This is a genomic window from Photobacterium iliopiscarium (genome assembly GCF_003026395.1).
Classification (GTDB): Bacteria; Pseudomonadota; Gammaproteobacteria; order Enterobacterales; family Vibrionaceae; genus Photobacterium; species Photobacterium iliopiscarium.
Genome location: NZ_PYOO01000019.1, coordinates 15811 through 32012, shown reverse-complemented (window position 1 = coordinate 32012; position 16202 = coordinate 15811). Strand labels below are relative to the sequence as shown.

Annotated in this window: 18 protein-coding genes; 12 read left to right on the top strand and 6 right to left on the bottom strand. The window is 40.0% G+C overall.

Annotation, left to right across the window (positions count from 1 at the left end; all coding sequences use genetic code 11):
* The first annotated feature begins 27 nt into the window (after nucleotides 1–27).
* From C9J51_RS17940 to lipA, 4 genes are all read left to right on the top strand, one after another.
* On the top strand, nucleotides 28–1200 hold the full coding sequence (locus C9J51_RS17940; protein ID WP_045038161.1) for a serine hydrolase: 1173 nt from the start codon (nucleotides 28–30) through the stop codon (nucleotides 1198–1200).
* 216 nt (nucleotides 1201–1416) lie between these two features.
* Complete coding sequence (gene ybeD / locus C9J51_RS17935; protein ID WP_045038162.1) at nucleotides 1417–1698, top strand: DUF493 family protein YbeD; 282 nt, start codon at nucleotides 1417–1419, stop codon at nucleotides 1696–1698.
* Nucleotides 1699–1919: 221 nt separating this feature from the next.
* On the top strand, nucleotides 1920–2570 hold the full coding sequence (gene lipB / locus C9J51_RS17930) for a lipoyl(octanoyl) transferase LipB (RefSeq protein ID WP_107237920.1): 651 nt from the start codon (nucleotides 1920–1922) through the stop codon (nucleotides 2568–2570).
* Complete coding sequence (gene lipA, locus C9J51_RS17925) at nucleotides 2567–3538, top strand: lipoyl synthase (protein ID WP_045040757.1); 972 nt, start codon at nucleotides 2567–2569, stop codon at nucleotides 3536–3538. The genes lipB and lipA overlap by 4 nt, the downstream gene beginning before the upstream one ends.
* 87 nt (nucleotides 3539–3625) lie before the next feature.
* Here lipA and bamC read toward each other — a convergent pair whose 3' ends face one another.
* On the bottom strand, nucleotides 3626–4636 hold the full coding sequence (gene bamC / locus C9J51_RS17920; RefSeq protein ID WP_045040756.1) for an outer membrane protein assembly factor BamC: 1011 nt from the start codon (nucleotides 4634–4636) through the stop codon (nucleotides 3626–3628).
* Between the two features lie 49 nt (nucleotides 4637–4685).
* The gene (gene dapA, locus C9J51_RS17915; RefSeq protein WP_045038166.1) at nucleotides 4686–5564 is read right to left on the bottom strand and encodes a 4-hydroxy-tetrahydrodipicolinate synthase; all 879 of its coding nucleotides are present in this window, start codon (nucleotides 5562–5564) and stop codon (nucleotides 4686–4688) included.
* A 359-nt stretch (nucleotides 5565–5923) separates the two neighbouring features.
* On the opposite strand from dapA, the gene C9J51_RS17910 reads away from it, so the two are divergent.
* Nucleotides 5924–6460, top strand: a complete 537-nt coding sequence (locus tag C9J51_RS17910; RefSeq protein WP_045038167.1) for an ACT domain-containing protein — start codon at nucleotides 5924–5926, stop codon at nucleotides 6458–6460.
* A 77-nt stretch (nucleotides 6461–6537) separates the two neighbouring features.
* On the top strand, nucleotides 6538–7002 hold the full coding sequence (gene bcp, locus C9J51_RS17905) for a thioredoxin-dependent thiol peroxidase (protein WP_045038168.1): 465 nt from the start codon (nucleotides 6538–6540) through the stop codon (nucleotides 7000–7002).
* 74 nt (nucleotides 7003–7076) lie between these two features.
* On the opposite strand, the gene C9J51_RS17900 is transcribed toward bcp, so the two are convergent.
* Together C9J51_RS17900 and C9J51_RS17895 are read right to left on the bottom strand one after the other, a co-directional pair.
* Nucleotides 7077–8147 carry an AI-2E family transporter gene (locus C9J51_RS17900; RefSeq protein ID WP_107180524.1) on the bottom strand — a complete coding sequence of 357 codons (1071 nt, stop codon included), beginning with the start codon at nucleotides 8145–8147 and terminating at the stop codon, nucleotides 7077–7079.
* A 5-nt stretch (nucleotides 8148–8152) separates the two neighbouring features.
* A complete protein-coding gene (locus tag C9J51_RS17895; RefSeq protein ID WP_231579443.1) occupies nucleotides 8153–8407 on the bottom strand; it encodes a sulfurtransferase TusA family protein in 255 nt (84 codons plus the stop codon).
* A gap of 164 nt (nucleotides 8408–8571) precedes the next feature.
* Between C9J51_RS17895 and bepA the strand changes: the two genes are divergently transcribed.
* Genes bepA through C9J51_RS17875 form a run of 4 tightly spaced genes read left to right on the top strand, consistent with a single transcriptional unit; the run spans nucleotide 8572 to nucleotide 11469 of the window.
* A complete protein-coding gene (gene bepA, locus C9J51_RS17890; RefSeq protein WP_107275258.1) occupies nucleotides 8572–10035 on the top strand; it encodes a beta-barrel assembly-enhancing protease in 1464 nt (487 codons plus the stop codon).
* A 29-nt stretch (nucleotides 10036–10064) separates the two neighbouring features.
* Nucleotides 10065–10421, top strand: coding sequence for an arsenate reductase (glutaredoxin) (arsC, locus tag C9J51_RS17885; protein WP_045040755.1), 357 nt, complete (start codon nucleotides 10065–10067; stop codon nucleotides 10419–10421).
* A complete protein-coding gene (gene wrbA, locus C9J51_RS17880) occupies nucleotides 10418–11032 on the top strand; it encodes an NAD(P)H:quinone oxidoreductase (RefSeq protein WP_181314838.1) in 615 nt (204 codons plus the stop codon). Before arsC ends, wrbA begins: the two co-directional genes overlap by 4 nt.
* Before the next feature lie 14 nt (nucleotides 11033–11046).
* Nucleotides 11047–11469 carry a DUF2069 domain-containing protein gene (locus C9J51_RS17875; RefSeq protein WP_045038171.1) on the top strand — a complete coding sequence of 141 codons (423 nt, stop codon included), beginning with the start codon at nucleotides 11047–11049 and terminating at the stop codon, nucleotides 11467–11469.
* Between the two features lie 91 nt (nucleotides 11470–11560).
* Here the strand turns inward: C9J51_RS17875 and C9J51_RS17870 are convergent, their stop codons facing one another.
* Entirely contained in the window at nucleotides 11561–12718 is a 1158-nt protein-coding gene (locus C9J51_RS17870) for a DUF2066 domain-containing protein (RefSeq protein WP_244907485.1), read from the bottom strand.
* A 275-nt stretch (nucleotides 12719–12993) separates the two neighbouring features.
* On the opposite strand from C9J51_RS17870, the gene C9J51_RS17865 reads away from it, so the two are divergent.
* On the top strand, nucleotides 12994–14241 hold the full coding sequence (locus C9J51_RS17865; protein ID WP_045040764.1) for a uracil-xanthine permease family protein: 1248 nt from the start codon (nucleotides 12994–12996) through the stop codon (nucleotides 14239–14241).
* 92 nt (nucleotides 14242–14333) lie between these two features.
* On the opposite strand, the gene upp is transcribed toward C9J51_RS17865, so the two are convergent.
* A complete protein-coding gene (gene upp, locus C9J51_RS17860; RefSeq protein ID WP_045038174.1) occupies nucleotides 14334–14960 on the bottom strand; it encodes a uracil phosphoribosyltransferase in 627 nt (208 codons plus the stop codon).
* A gap of 201 nt (nucleotides 14961–15161) precedes the next feature.
* On the opposite strand from upp, the gene purM reads away from it, so the two are divergent.
* Complete coding sequence (gene purM / locus C9J51_RS17855) at nucleotides 15162–16202, top strand: phosphoribosylformylglycinamidine cyclo-ligase (RefSeq protein WP_045038175.1); 1041 nt, start codon at nucleotides 15162–15164, stop codon at nucleotides 16200–16202.

Genomic DNA, 16202 nt, shown 5'->3' with positions numbered 1-16202 from the left:
CACAGATTAATTAAAGTTAGATATATCATGAAGAAAACAGCTGTGCTTTTCCGTTCTGTAGCCATCTCCGCCACCCTGCTGGCTTCAGCTACTGTTGCTGCATCACCAGCAGTAGTACCTGAAGCTCCACAAATTGCGGCTAAAGGTTATGTTCTTATTGACTACAACTCAGGCAAAATCATTGCTGGTCATAACCAAAATGAAAAATTAGCGCCTGCAAGCCTAACCAAAATGATGACCAGTTATGTTATTGGTCAAGAAATTAAAAATGGCAATATCTCTCCCAATGATAATGTCGTTATCAGTAAAAATGCTTGGGCTAAAAACTTCCCAGGTTCTTCTAAGATGTTCTTAGAAGTGGGTAAAACAGTAAAAGTCTCTGATCTTAACCGCGGTATTATTGTTGATTCAGGTAATGATGCTTGTGTTGCAATGGCCGAGCACGTTGCAGGTTCACAACAAGCGTTTGTTGAGTTGATGAATAGCTGGGCAAAAAATCTTGGCATGAAATCAACCCACTTTACCAATGTGCACGGTTTAGATAATCCAAACTTATACACCACCCCTTATGACCTTTCTGTTCTTGCACGTGCACTTATTCATGATCTTCCTAATGAATTTAAGATCTATGATGAAAAGTCATTCACTTATAACGGCATAACCCAATATAACCGTAACGGTTTATTGTGGGATCAAAGCATGCATGTTGATGGTCTAAAAACAGGCCATACCAATAATGCAGGTTACAGTTTGGTAAGTACTGCCACTGAAGGCAACATGCGTCTTATTTCAGTGGTAATGGGAACAGCAAGTAAACATGCTCGTCTTGCTGAAAGTAAGAAACTATTAACCTATGGTTTCCGTTTCTTCACAACCTTAACGCCCTATAAGAAAGATCAAACATTTGTGACTGAAAAAGTCTGGATGGGTGATACAGATAAAGTCGATCTTGGTGTTAATGAAAACACTTACGTTACGATTCCACGTAGCCAAGCAAAAGATTTAAAAGCAAGCTTCGTATTAACTAAAGAACTAAAAGCGCCAATTAAAAAAGGTGAAGTAATGGGCACCCTTTATTACCGTTTAGGTGATACTGATATTGCTCAATACCCTTTAGTTGCTCTTAGTGAAGTAAAACAAGGCAACTTTTTTAGTCGCTTAGTTGATTATGTAATGATGCTAGTCCAAAGCTGGTTTTAAGCCGTAATCACGACCAAAAACACTCATAAAAAAGCTGCCGATGGCGGCTTTTTTTTGCTTCTCAAGCTTGCATACCTATTTTGCAATAACCTCGTACTCTCTCTTCAATTGTGTTCTTGTGTTCCAACTAATGACGCATTAAGATGCCAATATACTTCGTGTTTTGTGATCCATAACACGGCCTAAATTTGAATAAACGCAACTGTGGAGTTCTATATGCAAGAACAAAAGCAAGAACAACCAAAACTAAAAGACCTATTGGAATTTCCTTGTAGCTTTGCTTTCAAAGTCATGGGTGAAAACAAACCAGAATTAGCCGATCGTATTGTTGAAGTTATCCAAAAAACGATCCCTGGCGATTACGTTCCAACCTCTAAGCCAAGCAGTAAAGGAACTTATACCGCAGTTTCTGTCACTGTAAATGCAACTAATGTTGAACAAATCGAAACACTGTACAAAGAACTTGGTGCGATCGATATCGTGCGTGTTGTGCTATAGCAGTAATCTCTATGGCGACCACTTCTGGGTCGCCATTTTTCTCTTTATCCCCTCATCTTTCTTTTCTTTTACTATCTTTTGCCCCTTCAATACCCCCTTTCAAACTATTAATAAGCACTGAATTACGGGTTAATCATGCATCTTTGGACAGTTTAGGTATAATGACTTGGTTCACAGTCATAAAATGGCGCTTTGCGTTATATCAATAAATAGGCACAAATTTGCAAAAATCTCTTATTATTAGAAATCTTGGCCGTTGTGATTATCAAACTACCTTTGATGCTATGCATCAATTCACCAATGACCGCACTGATAACTCAGTCGATGAAGTATGGTTGGTTGAACACCACCCCGTCTTTACTCAAGGTCAAGCTGGAAAGGTAGAACATCTGCTCAACACAGGTGATATTCCAGTCGTTCAAAGTGATCGTGGTGGTCAGGTGACATATCATGGTCCAGGTCAGCAAGTTGCTTATATATTGATTAACTTACGCAGAAAAAAAATCAGTGTTCGTGACCTAGTCAGCCACATCGAAAACACAATTATAAATACATTATCTCAATTTGGGATTACATCTAATGCTCGCCCTGATGCACCTGGTGTCTATGTCGACAATCAAAAGATATGTTCATTAGGATTACGGATCAGACGCGGCTGCTCTTTTCATGGTCTGGCACTTAATATAAATATGGATTTGGCCCCGTTCCAACGTATTAACCCTTGTGGCTATGCTGGAATGGAAATGACGCAAACCGCGTTATTAAATGGCCCGAATGAACTGATGGAAGTTCAGCCGGTACTCATTGAAGAATTAACAAAATTACTCGACTACTCACAGGTCGAGTGGATGACGGAAAGCAATCAACTATGAGCAAACCAATTAAAATTGAACAAGGCGTTAAATACCGTGATGCAGATAAAATGGCATTAATTCCGGTACGTAATGTAGCCCAAGAAGAAGCACCCAAAGAAGTGTTACGTAAACCTTCATGGATGAGAATAAAACTGCCATCTGACAGCAAACGCATTCAAGAAATAAAATCAGCCCTACGCAAAAACAACCTTCATTCTGTTTGTGAAGAAGCATCATGTCCAAATCTAGCTGAATGTTTTAATCACGGTACTGCTACCTTTATGATTTTAGGTGCTATTTGTACTCGCCGTTGTCCGTTTTGTGATGTAGCTCATGGTCGACCATTGCCACCCAATGCTGAAGAGCCAAGTCATTTAGCACAAACCATTGCGGATATGAAGCTACGTTACGTGGTTGTAACATCAGTCGATCGTGATGATCTTCGTGATGGTGGGGCGCAACACTTTGTTGATTGTATTAATGCAATTCGTGAAAAAAGCCCACAAATTCATATTGAAACCTTAGTGCCAGATTTCCGTGGTCGCATGGATCGCGCACTAGAAATTTTTCACGATACAGCGCCAGATGTGTTTAACCATAATCTAGAAACGGCCCCACGCTTATACCGCAAGGCTCGTCCTGGCGCGAATTACCAATGGTCATTGGATCTATTAAAGAAATTTAAAGAAATTCATCCAACAGTGCCAACAAAATCAGGCGTCATGATGGGACTGGGTGAAACTAAAGAAGAGATCATTCAGGTACTGACAGATTTACGCGCTCATGGCGTTACCATGCTAACTCTTGGTCAATACCTTGCGCCAAGTCGTCATCACTTACCGGTTGAACGTTACGTACCACCTGAAGAGTTTGATGAATTAAAGCAAATCGCATTAGATCTTGGTTTTACTCACGCCGCTTGTGGTCCATTTGTTCGATCGTCTTACCATGCCGACTTACAAGCTCAAGGTGTTGAAATTAAATAATGAATTAATTCGTTCGTTAATTTCCATAAAAAAACCGCTTTAGTGATTCACTAAAGCGGTTTTTTAATAACCAAGATAACAGGTTAATTATTTAGCAAAAGCAGCGCCAAATACAGGAGCAATAGAATCTAATACAGAAACTGTTACTGGTTTACCTTCATTATCAGTAATGTTCAATGAAGTACGATTACCTAAATCACCAACCAAAATACGGTATTTATCGTTGGTTAAATTCATTGGTTTCGTGCCTAACTGAGTCCAAAACGCATCATCAGGCTGACGGTATTTAACGTCAATTAAACCTTGTGAACGGTTACGATCTTCAACGGTAAAGCCTAACTTTTGTAACATTGCAGGCAAGCGTTCCCATATATCCTCATACGATGCACGGGCAATAATAATCGGTAAACCACTACGGTCAGTACCCATTACAATTGGAATATTTTTCAATTGCTCAGCCGCCGATAAACGCGCTTGCTCACGAGAAATATTATCATACTTAGACATCACTAAATTGGTCATTAAAATGCTATAGCGATGCTTATTCTCTGCACTAACAGGTTTAACTTCTCCGTTTTCACGCCAATCAGTTAGCGTAATACGGTAGCTATTAATGTTAGGCGTTTTTTCAATCGTATAACGACTACTGATCTTGGTATATTCGTCGTCATTAGTCCAAGAAACCCAATCGGTATCAATACGATCAGCACTTTGTTTTATAATACCGACTTTATTATCAGAGAGCAGCTGTTGTGTTACACGCCAGATCTTCATTAATTCATTTGACGATGGCATAAACAAGGTTACGCCTTGCTGATCAATGGCAGAACTTACGCCAGGAATCAACTCTAGCACCTGTAATGGTGGACGAATATCAACCTTAGTACCTACTTCACCTTTATAAACACGTTGTGGAATCGCATAGTTAGTATTACTAAAAGGTTGAGCACCTGCCGGCAACGTCCAACTTTCAAGTGATGGCGTATTAAGATAATTAAAATCTTGCGCGGCCTGTCGACGACTGTCCGTACCACCAGAACATGCGGTGATCGTTGTCACGACGACGGCGGCTAATGCTAGCCGGTATTTATAATTCATTTATGCTCCTGCGCTCCTTGATTGTTACAACCGCTAATTAATAAAAGTATTATAATACTTTTGCATCAATAAGTGCTTGTTTAACAATAGGCTGCTGTGATTCGCTTAAAACAGTAAGCGGAAGTCGTAAGTTATCGTGTTCAATTAATCCCATTTGATAAGCGGCCCATTTTACTGGAATAGGATTCGCTTCAACAAACAGTTTGGTATGTAACGGCATTAAGCGTTGATTAATTTCTTGAGCAGCGTCAATATTGCCCGCTAAGGCAAGATTAAACATTGTCGCCATTTCTGCTGCAACAATATTTGCAGTAACAGAAATAACGCCATGACCACCTTCAGCAACAAAATCAACCGCTGTAGCATCATCACCGCTTAGTTGGATAAAATCTGCGCCACAAAGTTCCCGTGTTTTTTTAACGCGAGTAATATCACCCGTTGCATCTTTAATACCAATAATATTGTCAAGCTTTGCTAAACGAGCAACAGTTTCTGGCAATAAATCAACCGCAGTACGGCCGGGTACATTATATAAAATTTGTGGTATATCAGTCGATTCAGCAATCGCTTTATAATGTTGGTATAAACCTTCTTGAGTCGGTTTATTATAGTATGGTGTCACACTTAGGCAGGCAGCAATTCCCGTACCAGAAAACAGTTTAGTAATCGTTATAGCTTCATGGGTTGCATTCGCACCCGTTCCCGCAATAACGGGAATACGACCATCAACATACTCTAATGTTTTTAAAACAACTTTAATATGCTCATCAACCGTTAGCGTTGTTGATTCACCCGTTGTTCCAACGGCAATAATCGCAGTAGTACCCGCTGCAATATGGTAATCAACCAACTTTTTCAAGCCGATATAATCAACTTCACCTGAAGGATCAAATGGTGTTAATAGTGCTACCATGCTTCCTGAAAACATGTCCGTCTCCCCTGTTTTATATATCGTAACAATTCTAAACTAACAACATTAACAACCAATCATTAAAAATGGTTACGGTATATAGCTAGTTTGTAAGTCATGGTACTTTTGCATGACTATAAACTCAAGCAAAGGGTGACTGAAAACCGTTAACTAACGCGCTTTATCGTATTCATTTTAAGCTCATCAGTAATGTTTAACGTTTATCCGCGTCAAAAAAAAATTTTTAAGTCATTATTATTGTTAACCATACAATTTTTAATAAAAAAAATTGTGATTATTGATGATGATTTGCGCTCTTTTGAATAATCAGTCTGTGCTAACATGCTAGTAATGATCACTAAAATATGGCGCCAAATATGGAACATTACCTCGTAATAACAGCGGTAGGTACTGACCGTCCAGGTATCACCGATGAGATCACCCATCTTGTCGCAAACAGTGGCTGTAATATCATTGATAGTCGAATCGCTCTTTTTGGCTCTGAATTCACGCTAATTATGTTGCTCTCTGGCAATAGCAATGCGATCTCAAGAATCGAATCAACATTGCCTCTTAAAGGTCAAGAACACGACTTAATCACGGTAATGAAACGCACCAATAAACATATTTCTCGTTTCTTTCCATACACAGCTGATTTTCATATTGAAGCAAAAGATAGCCCTGGATTAATTAAACATTTCACGCATTTTATCGCGAGTCGAAAACTTGATATTTCAACCCTCAGTGCCAATACCATTGAAAATGGCCATGATGATATAGACAATCAATTAGTGCTCCAAATCAGTACCAATTTACCTGAAGATTGTAATTTAATAAGCTTACAACAAGAATATGAAGCGCTTTGTCATCAGCTTAATGCTCATGGAACAGTAAACTTTATTGGTCATCACTGATATTATTCTCTTTCAACAGTCCACCATAACAACACATCTTAAATTTGTGTTTATAACTTATTAATAAGGACCGCTGCATGAATACATTAACATCGGGAATGCTCGCCCCTGCTTTTACATTACTCAATCAAGACGACCAACCCGTTAGCTTAAGTGATTTTAAAGGTAAAAAAGTACTGGCCTATTTTTATCCCAAAGCAATGACCCCAGGCTGTACCGTTCAAGCATGTGGGTTACGCGACAGTAAAGCCGAACTTGAAGCACATAACGTGGTGGTTTTAGGTATCAGCATTGATCCTGTAAAACGTTTACCCAAATTTATTGAGCGAGATAATCTTAACTTCACCTTATTATCAGATGAAGATCATGCAGTAGCTGATCAATTTGGTGTTTGGGGTGAGAAAAAGTTCATGGGTAAAATTTATGACGGTTTACATCGCATCAGTTTCTTAATTGATGAGCATGGCAAGATTGAACACGTGTTTGATAAATTCAAAACCAAAGATCACCACCAAGTCGTGCTTGATTACCTTAATCAATAATATCGTTTTAAATTTCAGCGATAAAAAAAGGCCGCTATCGGCCTTTTTTATTAGCAATCATTACATAACCAATATTAATAACTTACTGGCGGTGCCGTTTCTTTCATCACTAATGCGCCCCACACAGCTTTAACTAAGGTTGCTAATGGAATCGCAAAGAATACCCCCCAGAAACCCCACAACCCACCAAACACTAATACCGCAACAATAATTGCCACTGGGTGTAAGTTAACCGCCTCTGAAAACAGTACAGGAACTAAAACATTACCATCTAATGCTTGTACAATGCCGTAGGCTGCAAGTAACCACCAAAATTCTGGTGTCCAGCCCCATTGAAATAATGCAACCATCGCCACGGGTATCGTCACCGCCGCCGCACCGATATAAGGGATTAAAACGGATAACCCCACTAATACCCCGAGCAAAGCTGCATATTGAAGTCCCATCACCACAAACACGATATAACTTGCGATACCAACAATGAAAATCTCGATCACTTTGCCGCGAATATAATTAGAGATTTGCTGATTCATCTCAGCACTCACTTTACTCGCTAGTCGGCGATTACTCGGTAAAACGTCAATAAATGAACGTAGAATCGTGTCTTTATCTTTAAGTAAAAAGAAGATTAATAATGGCACTAAAATCAAATACACCCCAAGAGTGGCTAAACTCACTAATGAAGATAGCGATCCTTTAACGACACTGCCGCCAACGGCTAATACTTTTTCACGTAAAGTATCGGTTAATACGGTTACTTGGTGTGGTTGTACAAAATCGGGATAACGCTCAGGTAAACTTGAAACATAAATCTGTAAATCATTAAACATTTTCGGCACATCAGCACTTAAATTGGTAATTTGGTGCCAAATAGTCGGTACTAAGCCAAACAAAGCTAACACCATTAGCCCTGCAAAAATAATCAGCACAATCGCAACAGAAAATGTACGAGGCAGACCCCAATGGGTAAAACGTGCCACGGGAGATTCCAGCAAATACGCCAGCACAATCGCAACCAACAATGGCGTAATTAACCCACCAAAGAAATATAAGGTTAAAAAAGCCCCCGCTAAAATGATCATTAAACTCACAGCATGAGGATCAGAGAATCGGCGCTGATACCAACTTTTAAACATATGCAGCATGAGAATTACAGTCCTTTTTTCACAAAAATAACCAGCTGAGAGGTATTTTCAGCCTGTATATCAAGAATAAATCCATTGTTTTTCAAATAACGAATAATATCCATTTGAGTGCCGTCAGCTAAAACCTTAATTGCAAGTTTCTGGGTCGACAATAAATCGCGACATTTTCGCTTTGCCATCAATAATGCCAATGGACAACGGTGGGCCATGAGATCAAGAGTTAGGATTTCCATTCCAATTGCGTGACAGTGATTATCCATTATCGTATTGTAACCTTAACCGCAAGGAATAAGCGAGATAACCACAAGACGAAATATTACAATAGCGAACCTAAGCTAAAATTCGCTGTCATAACAACGCAGAAGGTTATCAATAATTACCCCCGTTATCCCCTATTAATCGACATGGTGGTTGTATTACTTATATGTTCCAATTTGCTAAAGCACCAACTTACCTCTTACTGTCTGCCTTGTTAACAACAAGCTTGCCAGTTATAGCGAATAATGCCTCTTTGCCTGATATTGGTACCACAGCAGCATCAACCCTGACCATTGATAAAGAAATTGAATATGGTGAGATGTACATGCGTATAATGCGCGCTAGCCGTCCCATTATTAATGACCCCGTATTATCAGAGTATATTCAAGATCTTGGGCATAAATTAGCGGCCAATGCTGATGGTGTTAAAACCCCTTTTAATTTTTTCTTAATTAAAAACCATGAGATTAATGCTTTTGCACTCTTTGGGGGCAATATTGGTATTCACTCAGGATTATTTTTACATGCTAAAACCGAAAGTGAGCTCGCATCAGTTATCGCACATGAAATTGCTCACGTCACCCAACGTCACCTTGCGCGTTCATTAGAAGATCAAGCGAAAAAAAATCCAGCAACAATGGCAGCAATGTTGGGAGCGTTACTATTAACGATTGCGGCACCAGAAGCGGGGATGGCGGCATTACATGCAACAACAGCGATATCTATGCAAGGTATGTTAAATCATACTCGTAGTAATGAAAAAGAAGCGGATCGAATTGGCATATCTACCCTCGCCAAGGCAGGTTTTAATCCACAAGCCATGCCACATTTTTTTGAACGTTTAGCCGAACAATACCGCTATACCACTAAATTACCAGCAATGTTACTTAGTCACCCATTACCAGAATCTCGTATAACTGACAGTCGCTTACGTGCAAATAGTTATTCGGTGGTGAGATTACCGCCCTCTGAACGTTACCTATTAGCAAAATCACGGATGGTGGCACGTAATATTGGTTTTAGCCAAACATCAGCCTTGAATTGGTTTAATGCTGAACTTAAAAAAGCCCCAGCCAATCAACGTAAAGAGTTAAATTATGGTAAAGCATTGGTTTATCTTGATAGCGGCCAATATACAAAAGCTCAGCAATTATTATTGCCACTCCTTGCCGCCGAACCCAATAATTTATTTTATATAGATGCAATCACTGATCTGAATTTATATCAAAAACACTATGACAAAGCGATAAACCGCTTAGATAGTGCCTTGCAATATCAACCAGAAAGTAGCGTATTACAACTAAATTTAGCCAATGCATTATTTGAAGCTAAACGTTACCAACAAAGTATTAACATACTGACCCGTTATAGTTATCAGCACCCCAATGATATTAATGGTTGGGCATTATTAGCGCAAAATTATGCTAAACAAAATCAACGAGATGGTGAACTCGCAGCAATGGGCGAGTTAGCCGCATTACGGGCACAATGGGGGCTGGCAATCAGTAACTACACGCAAGCGGCTCAACGCGCAAAACTAGGTTCACTCGATCAAGCGCGTTATGATGCGCGATTGGATCAACTTCGCCTTCAACAAGCCAAATTTGAAGCTTTACGTTCTTCTTTTTAGTGGCTCTTTTTATTTATAAGGAATTAACGATGACTATTTCGATTTATCACAATCCGCGTTGTTCAAAAAGCCGCGAAACATTAGCCATACTGACAGAGCAAGGAATTACTCCCACAGTAATTCATTACTTAGACACACCACCGACAATGGAACAACTTCAACAGCTTTATCGCCAACTCGGTTATAGCAATGTCCGTGAAATGATGCGAACGAAAGAACAACAATACAAGGAACAACAACTCGATGCGGAAACACTAACGGATCACGCTTTATTTGAAGCAATAGTGTCATGCCCTAAATTACTTGAACGACCAATTGTGGTTAACAGTGATAGCAATAAAGCCGCAATGGGTCGTCCACCTGAGCATGTATTGAGTATTTTATAATGACTAAAGTCTTAGTGCTCTATTACAGTCTTCATGGTAATACGCGCCAATTAGCACGTCATATTGGCCGTGGCATCGAACAAGTCGATAGTTGTGAAGCGGTACTAAGAACCGTGGCTGACATTTCAACGCTAACGACGATGGCAGCCACATCTCAATCAATAACCACATCTCAGCCAGCGACAGTGTCCGACCCCATTGTCACTCATGATGATCTCAAGCAATGTGCAGCAATAGCGATGGGAAGTCCGGTCAGGTTTGGCAATATGGCAGCCCCACTCAAGCACTTTTTAGACAGTACCAGTGGTGAATGGCTATCAGGCACATTAATCGATAAGCCAGCCTGTGTGTTTACCTCATCGTCATCATTACACGGAGGACAAGAAACAACGTTACAATCTATGATGTTACCGCTGTTACATCATGGAATGTTAATTGTTGGTATTCCCTACTCTGAACCGTTGTTACATACAACGCACCATGGCGGTACACCTTATGGCGCATCGCATGTTAATAACGGCACAAATAAACAATTACACCCAGATGAAATAGCACTTGCTCAAGCCATTGGACGGCGCTTAGCAACCACAGCATGTAAATTAAACGGCTAAGAAAAGGAATCTTCATGCCAAAAATGCAACGATTGACCTATTTCTGTCGTCAAACTGCATTATTCAGTCATTGCAGTTTGATTATTTTTATTGGCCTATGGCAATTATTGTTGTCGCCTCACCCTCAATTATCCGCATTCATCATCACCGTATTATGGGTCATCCCCTTATTGTTACCCTTACCCGGAATATTTGCCGCAAAACCTTATACCCACGCCTGGGCAAATTTTATTTTAATGTTTTATGTTCTACATGCCGTCACGCTTATCGTCCTCAATGATGGTGAACGAACACTCGCTGCCATCGAGTTGATTATCGTTAGTATCTGTTTTGTTAATAACATTCTTTTTGCGCGTTTGCGTGCCAAAGAGCTTGGCATAAAATTAAAACGATTATCACAAGTTGAGCGTGAAGAACGAACCCGTTATCACGATTAATTCACCGCAGCCACCGTTTAAAAAACATAAAAAAAACCTCGATATCACTACCGAGGCTTACATTTAACGATCACGCTATAATGCGGCGTTATCAACTATTCCAATAATAAATATTTTGTGGTGTTACTGTTAATGCATTCACGGCAGGTACAGAAGACGGTGTAGTTACCGCTGTCGAAGTTGCTGCTACTGGTGTTGATGCCGCAGGATCAGCCGCAAAAGCTACGCCAGATTGTGTTTGACGCACTTGATCATCATGGCTAATTTCTTGATGGAACGCCTGCTCAGAACCTTGAAGATTCAATTGAAAAATAACACTGTTACCTTTAATGCGCATCGCATTAGCACTATGCACTGTCGTTAAACCATTAAGCATTTTTTCTAACGCAAAAAAGTTTTCAGTAGAGTCAATATTATCAACTTCAATATTGATATTTCCCCCTGCAACACCACCTAAAACAACGGCATATTTATTTGCTAGATAATCCGTGATTTGATTAATCATGTTAGTTGATGTTTGTGCTAACGTACCCGATGTAGCTCCGCTAATCGGCTGTATCTCTGTTGTTGCAATCTTACTTGGTTGTTGAGGGTAAAACTGCCAATTTAAGCTAACATTTCCGTCTGGCTGTTGTTGCGCTTTCACCAACAATAACCCATCAGCATGATAGTTTGTGCTAGCGGATGCAATCGGATCAATAAAACCACCCCATAAATCTGACGCATTAACCGCCGTTGTCTCTGACATGTCTCCAACAGGGAACATTAGTGGTAAACCTCGACTATCAGCCGCTTGTTTAGTGTCATTCACCAATGCATTAGTTGATTGATCCCACAAAATATTGCGTTGTTGACCATCACTATCAACCATCCATACCAGAATATTAGGACGTTGATCTTTCCAAATACTTGCTTTTGATTTAATCAGCAACTGCTTAATTTGGTGTTTATCAAAGCTTAAGTTAATAGCACGTTGACCAGCAACTTGACTATAACCTAATTGACTAACATAACGACCACTATTGGTAATCGCTGTTTTAATTACCGCGTTATTAAGAATATCAGTGTTACCTGATATTTTTACCAGCACATTCGCTAATCCTTGTTCACGTGCGGCTTGATCTGCTTGTTGATCATTCCCAATCAAAGTAACTTGGGTTTGATAAAGATCATTCACCGTCGCAGCTTGTACTGGCAATGCCAATACCGCTAAAAATAATAATGCAAATCGCAACATAGTAAGACTCATGATTAACTCAAAAAAAATAGACCCATTAAAGCAGACAACAGATTTTACTATTGGTGCCGTATCATAGCGCAGAGAATAAAAAATTCATGTCACAATTTTGGCAATATAATTTTATATCTCACATTTTGAACAACGCAATAACGGCTCTCATGCAAATAAATCGCCACTCGTTCTAAATTTGAACAATTATGAGCATTTTTTGTCTTTTATTCATCTAGGTTATCGTTTGCTTCCATGCTAGGATTGCGCGATTTTTTTACTGAGAGATGAATATCATGATGCAGATTCTTCAAGGTGCCCAAATGTTATTTGTAGCATTTGGGGCATTAGTTCTGGTTCCGTTGCTAACCGGACTTGATCCTAATGTGGCCTTATTTGGCGCAGGTGCTGGCACACTATTATTTCAGATAGTGACTAAACGTTCTGTACCCATTTTCCTCGCCTCATCTTTCGCTTTTATTGCTCCTATGATGTATGGCATCCAAACATGGGGTGTTGCTAGCACCATGGGCGGATTGATGATGGCAGGTATTGTTTATGTCATTATGGGTATCATCATTAAAGTACGCGGTATTGGTTTTATTCATCGTTTATTACCCCCCGTTGTTGTCGGGCCGGTGATCATGGTAATTGGTTTAGGTTTAGCACCAGCCGCTGTAAATATGGCGGTAGGTAAAACGGGAGGGGGTGACGTACAGCTTGTTGCCCATAATGTGGCACTATGGATTTCAGCAATTTCACTGATAGTGACGATAAGCTTAAGTGTATTTGCGAAAGGAATATTAAAGCTAGTTCCTATCGTCGGGGGTATCTCTGCGGGTTATATTACCAGTCTTGGTTTTGGGGTTGTCGATTTTACACCAGTGATCCAAGCAAGCTGGCTCGCTATGCCTAATTTCACATTCCCTGAGTTCAATATCAACGCGGTGTTATTTATGATCCCTGTTGCGATAGCCCCTGCGGTTGAGCATGTCGGGGATATGCTAGCAATCTCCAACGTAACGGGTAAAGATTACCTAAAAAAACCGGGACTTCACCGCACCATGGCGGGTGATGGTATTGCAACGATTGCCGCATCATTAATCGGTGCTCCGCCAAATACAACCTATTCAGAAGTCACAGGTGCCGTTATGCTGACCAAAGCATTTAATCCTGTGATCATGACATGGGCTGCGGTCACTGCGATTGTATTGGCTTTTGTCGGCAAACTTGGCGCAATATTACAAACCATTCCAGTACCAGTTATGGGCGGTATTATGATTTTATTGTTTGGTTCAATCGCAACGGTTGGTCTTAATACTTTAATTACCCATCAAGTTAATCTTCATAAACCAAGAAACTTAGTCATTGTCGCTGTAACGCTTGTATTTGGTATCGGTGGAATGGCATTTGGCATTGGTGAATTTAGCCTTCAGGGCATCAGCCTCTGTGGTATTGTCGCAATATTATTAAACCTTATTCTGCCGCATGATTTAGGTGAAAAGACGACGAGCCTCCAAGTTGAAGACACTGAACATTTATAATTAAAACCATTATTATTTATAAATGATCAATAAAAACAAAAAAACCGGACATCTCAGTCCGGTTTTTTTATCAGCGATAATCAATACTACAATTACTTAGTACCGAAAATTTTATCACCCGCATCGCCAAGACCAGGAATAATGTATCCCTTATCATTTAGCTTATCATCAATAGCTGCTGTGTATAGCTCTACATCTGGGTGCGCTTTTTCTAGAGCCGCAATACCTTCAGGCGCAGCAACAAGTACCAATACCTTAAATTGCGTACAACCATGTTCTTTTAATAGATCAAGCGTAGCGATCATTGAACCGCCAGTCGCCAACATTGGATCAACAACCAATGCAATACGCTCATCAATATGTGAGGCTAATTTATTAAAGTACGGAATAGGCTCTAGTGTTTCTTCATCACGGTAGATACCAACAACACTGATACGTGCACTTGGCATATGCTCTAATACACCATCCATCATGCCTAAACCAGCACGAAGAATTGGTACTACAGTCACTTTTTTACCTTTTAGCTGATCAATTTCAACTGGACCATTCCAGCCTTCAATCATCACTTTTTCTGTTTCGAAGTCTGAAGTCGCTTCATATGTTAGTAGGCTACCAACTTCGGTTGCCAATTCACGAAAACGCTTAGTGCTAATATCACCTTCACGCATAAGACCGATCTTATGTTTAACCAGTGGGTGTTTCACCTCAACGACTTTCATCTTGACTCCTGGGAACTAAATTATAAAAAAATATAAAAATCGCAGCATTATATACCAAGCCAATCGATTGCCGATAGTCTCAAATGCGTAATTGATTAAAATTTAATTGCTACAACAAATTGACGCAAACGTTTGCCTTGATGTAATAACTGCTGGTATTATACGCTGGTTTTTTACTTTAATACGTTTGAGGGATCATCTGTGAGCAACAAAAACTCTTCTCTTAGTTACAAAGATGCTGGTGTTGATATCGATGCTGGTAATGCGTTAGTTGACCGTATTAAAGGCATAGTTAAACGCACTCACCGTCCTGAAGTCATGGGTGGCATTGGTGGTTTTGGTGCTTTATGTGCACTTCCTACTAAATACAAAGAACCCGTTTTAGTTTCCGGAACCGATGGCGTCGGCACAAAATTGCGCCTTGCTATGGATTTAAAACAACACGATACCATCGGCATTGATTTAGTTGCTATGTGCGTTAACGATCTGATTGTACAAGGTGCTGAACCTTTATTTTTCCTAGATTATTACGCTACAGGTAAACTTGATATTGATACCGCAGCAAGTGTTGTCGCTGGTATTGGTGAAGGATGTATCCAATCAGGCTGTGCGCTTATTGGTGGTGAAACTGCTGAAATGCCGGGCATGTATCACGGCGAAGATTATGACGTAGCCGGTTTCTGTGTCGGTGTCGTTGAAAAAGCAGATATCATTGATGGTTCAAAAGTCAGCGCAGGCGATGCCCTGATTGCAGTTGGATCAAGTGGCCCTCACTCAAATGGTTATTCATTAATACGTAAAATCTTAGAAGTATCTCAAGCGGATATTAATCAAGAGCTTGACGGTAAAACATTGTCTAAGCACTTATTAACCCCCACTAAAATTTATGTAAAATCAACGCTAAAGATGATTGAAAATTGCGATATTCACGCTATTTCTCATATCACTGGTGGTGGTTTTTGGGAAAATATTCCCCGCGTATTACCACAAGGAACCAAAGCGGTTATTGATGGCAACAGCTGGCAATGGCCTGCTATTTTTAACTGGTTACAACAGGCGGGTAATGTCGATACCCATGAAATGTACCGAACCTTCAACTGTGGTGTCGGTTTAGTCATTGCTTTACCACCAGCACAAGCAGCACTAGCAATTGAAATTTTACAAGCAGAAGGCGAAAACGCATGGCTGCTCGGTAATATTGCTACAGCCACGGCGGATGAAGAGCAAGTAGAGATTAACTAA

Coding starts and splice junctions, on each gene's coding strand:
- C9J51_RS17870 (WP_244907485.1), bottom strand. CDS start 12,718: ATGAGTCTTACTATGTTGCGATTTGCATTATTATTTTTAGCGGTATTG.
- ybeD (WP_045038162.1), top strand. CDS start 1,417: ATGCAAGAACAAAAGCAAGAACAACCAAAACTAAAAGACCTATTGGAA.
- upp (WP_045038174.1), bottom strand. CDS start 14,960: ATGAAAGTCGTTGAGGTGAAACACCCACTGGTTAAACATAAGATCGGT.
- arsC (WP_045040755.1), top strand. CDS start 10,065: ATGACTATTTCGATTTATCACAATCCGCGTTGTTCAAAAAGCCGCGAA.
- C9J51_RS17895 (WP_231579443.1), bottom strand. CDS start 8,407: ATGGATAATCACTGTCACGCAATTGGAATGGAAATCCTAACTCTTGAT.
- C9J51_RS17865 (WP_045040764.1), top strand. CDS start 12,994: ATGATGCAGATTCTTCAAGGTGCCCAAATGTTATTTGTAGCATTTGGG.
- C9J51_RS17910 (WP_045038167.1), top strand. CDS start 5,924: ATGGAACATTACCTCGTAATAACAGCGGTAGGTACTGACCGTCCAGGT.
- C9J51_RS17900 (WP_107180524.1), bottom strand. CDS start 8,147: ATGCTGCATATGTTTAAAAGTTGGTATCAGCGCCGATTCTCTGATCCT.
- bepA (WP_107275258.1), top strand. CDS start 8,572: ATGTTCCAATTTGCTAAAGCACCAACTTACCTCTTACTGTCTGCCTTG.
- dapA (WP_045038166.1), bottom strand. CDS start 5,564: ATGTTTTCAGGAAGCATGGTAGCACTATTAACACCATTTGATCCTTCA.
- lipA (WP_045040757.1), top strand. CDS start 2,567: ATGAGCAAACCAATTAAAATTGAACAAGGCGTTAAATACCGTGATGCA.
- C9J51_RS17940 (WP_045038161.1), top strand. CDS start 28: ATGAAGAAAACAGCTGTGCTTTTCCGTTCTGTAGCCATCTCCGCCACC.
- C9J51_RS17875 (WP_045038171.1), top strand. CDS start 11,047: ATGCCAAAAATGCAACGATTGACCTATTTCTGTCGTCAAACTGCATTA.
- bcp (WP_045038168.1), top strand. CDS start 6,538: ATGAATACATTAACATCGGGAATGCTCGCCCCTGCTTTTACATTACTC.
- bamC (WP_045040756.1), bottom strand. CDS start 4,636: ATGAATTATAAATACCGGCTAGCATTAGCCGCCGTCGTCGTGACAACG.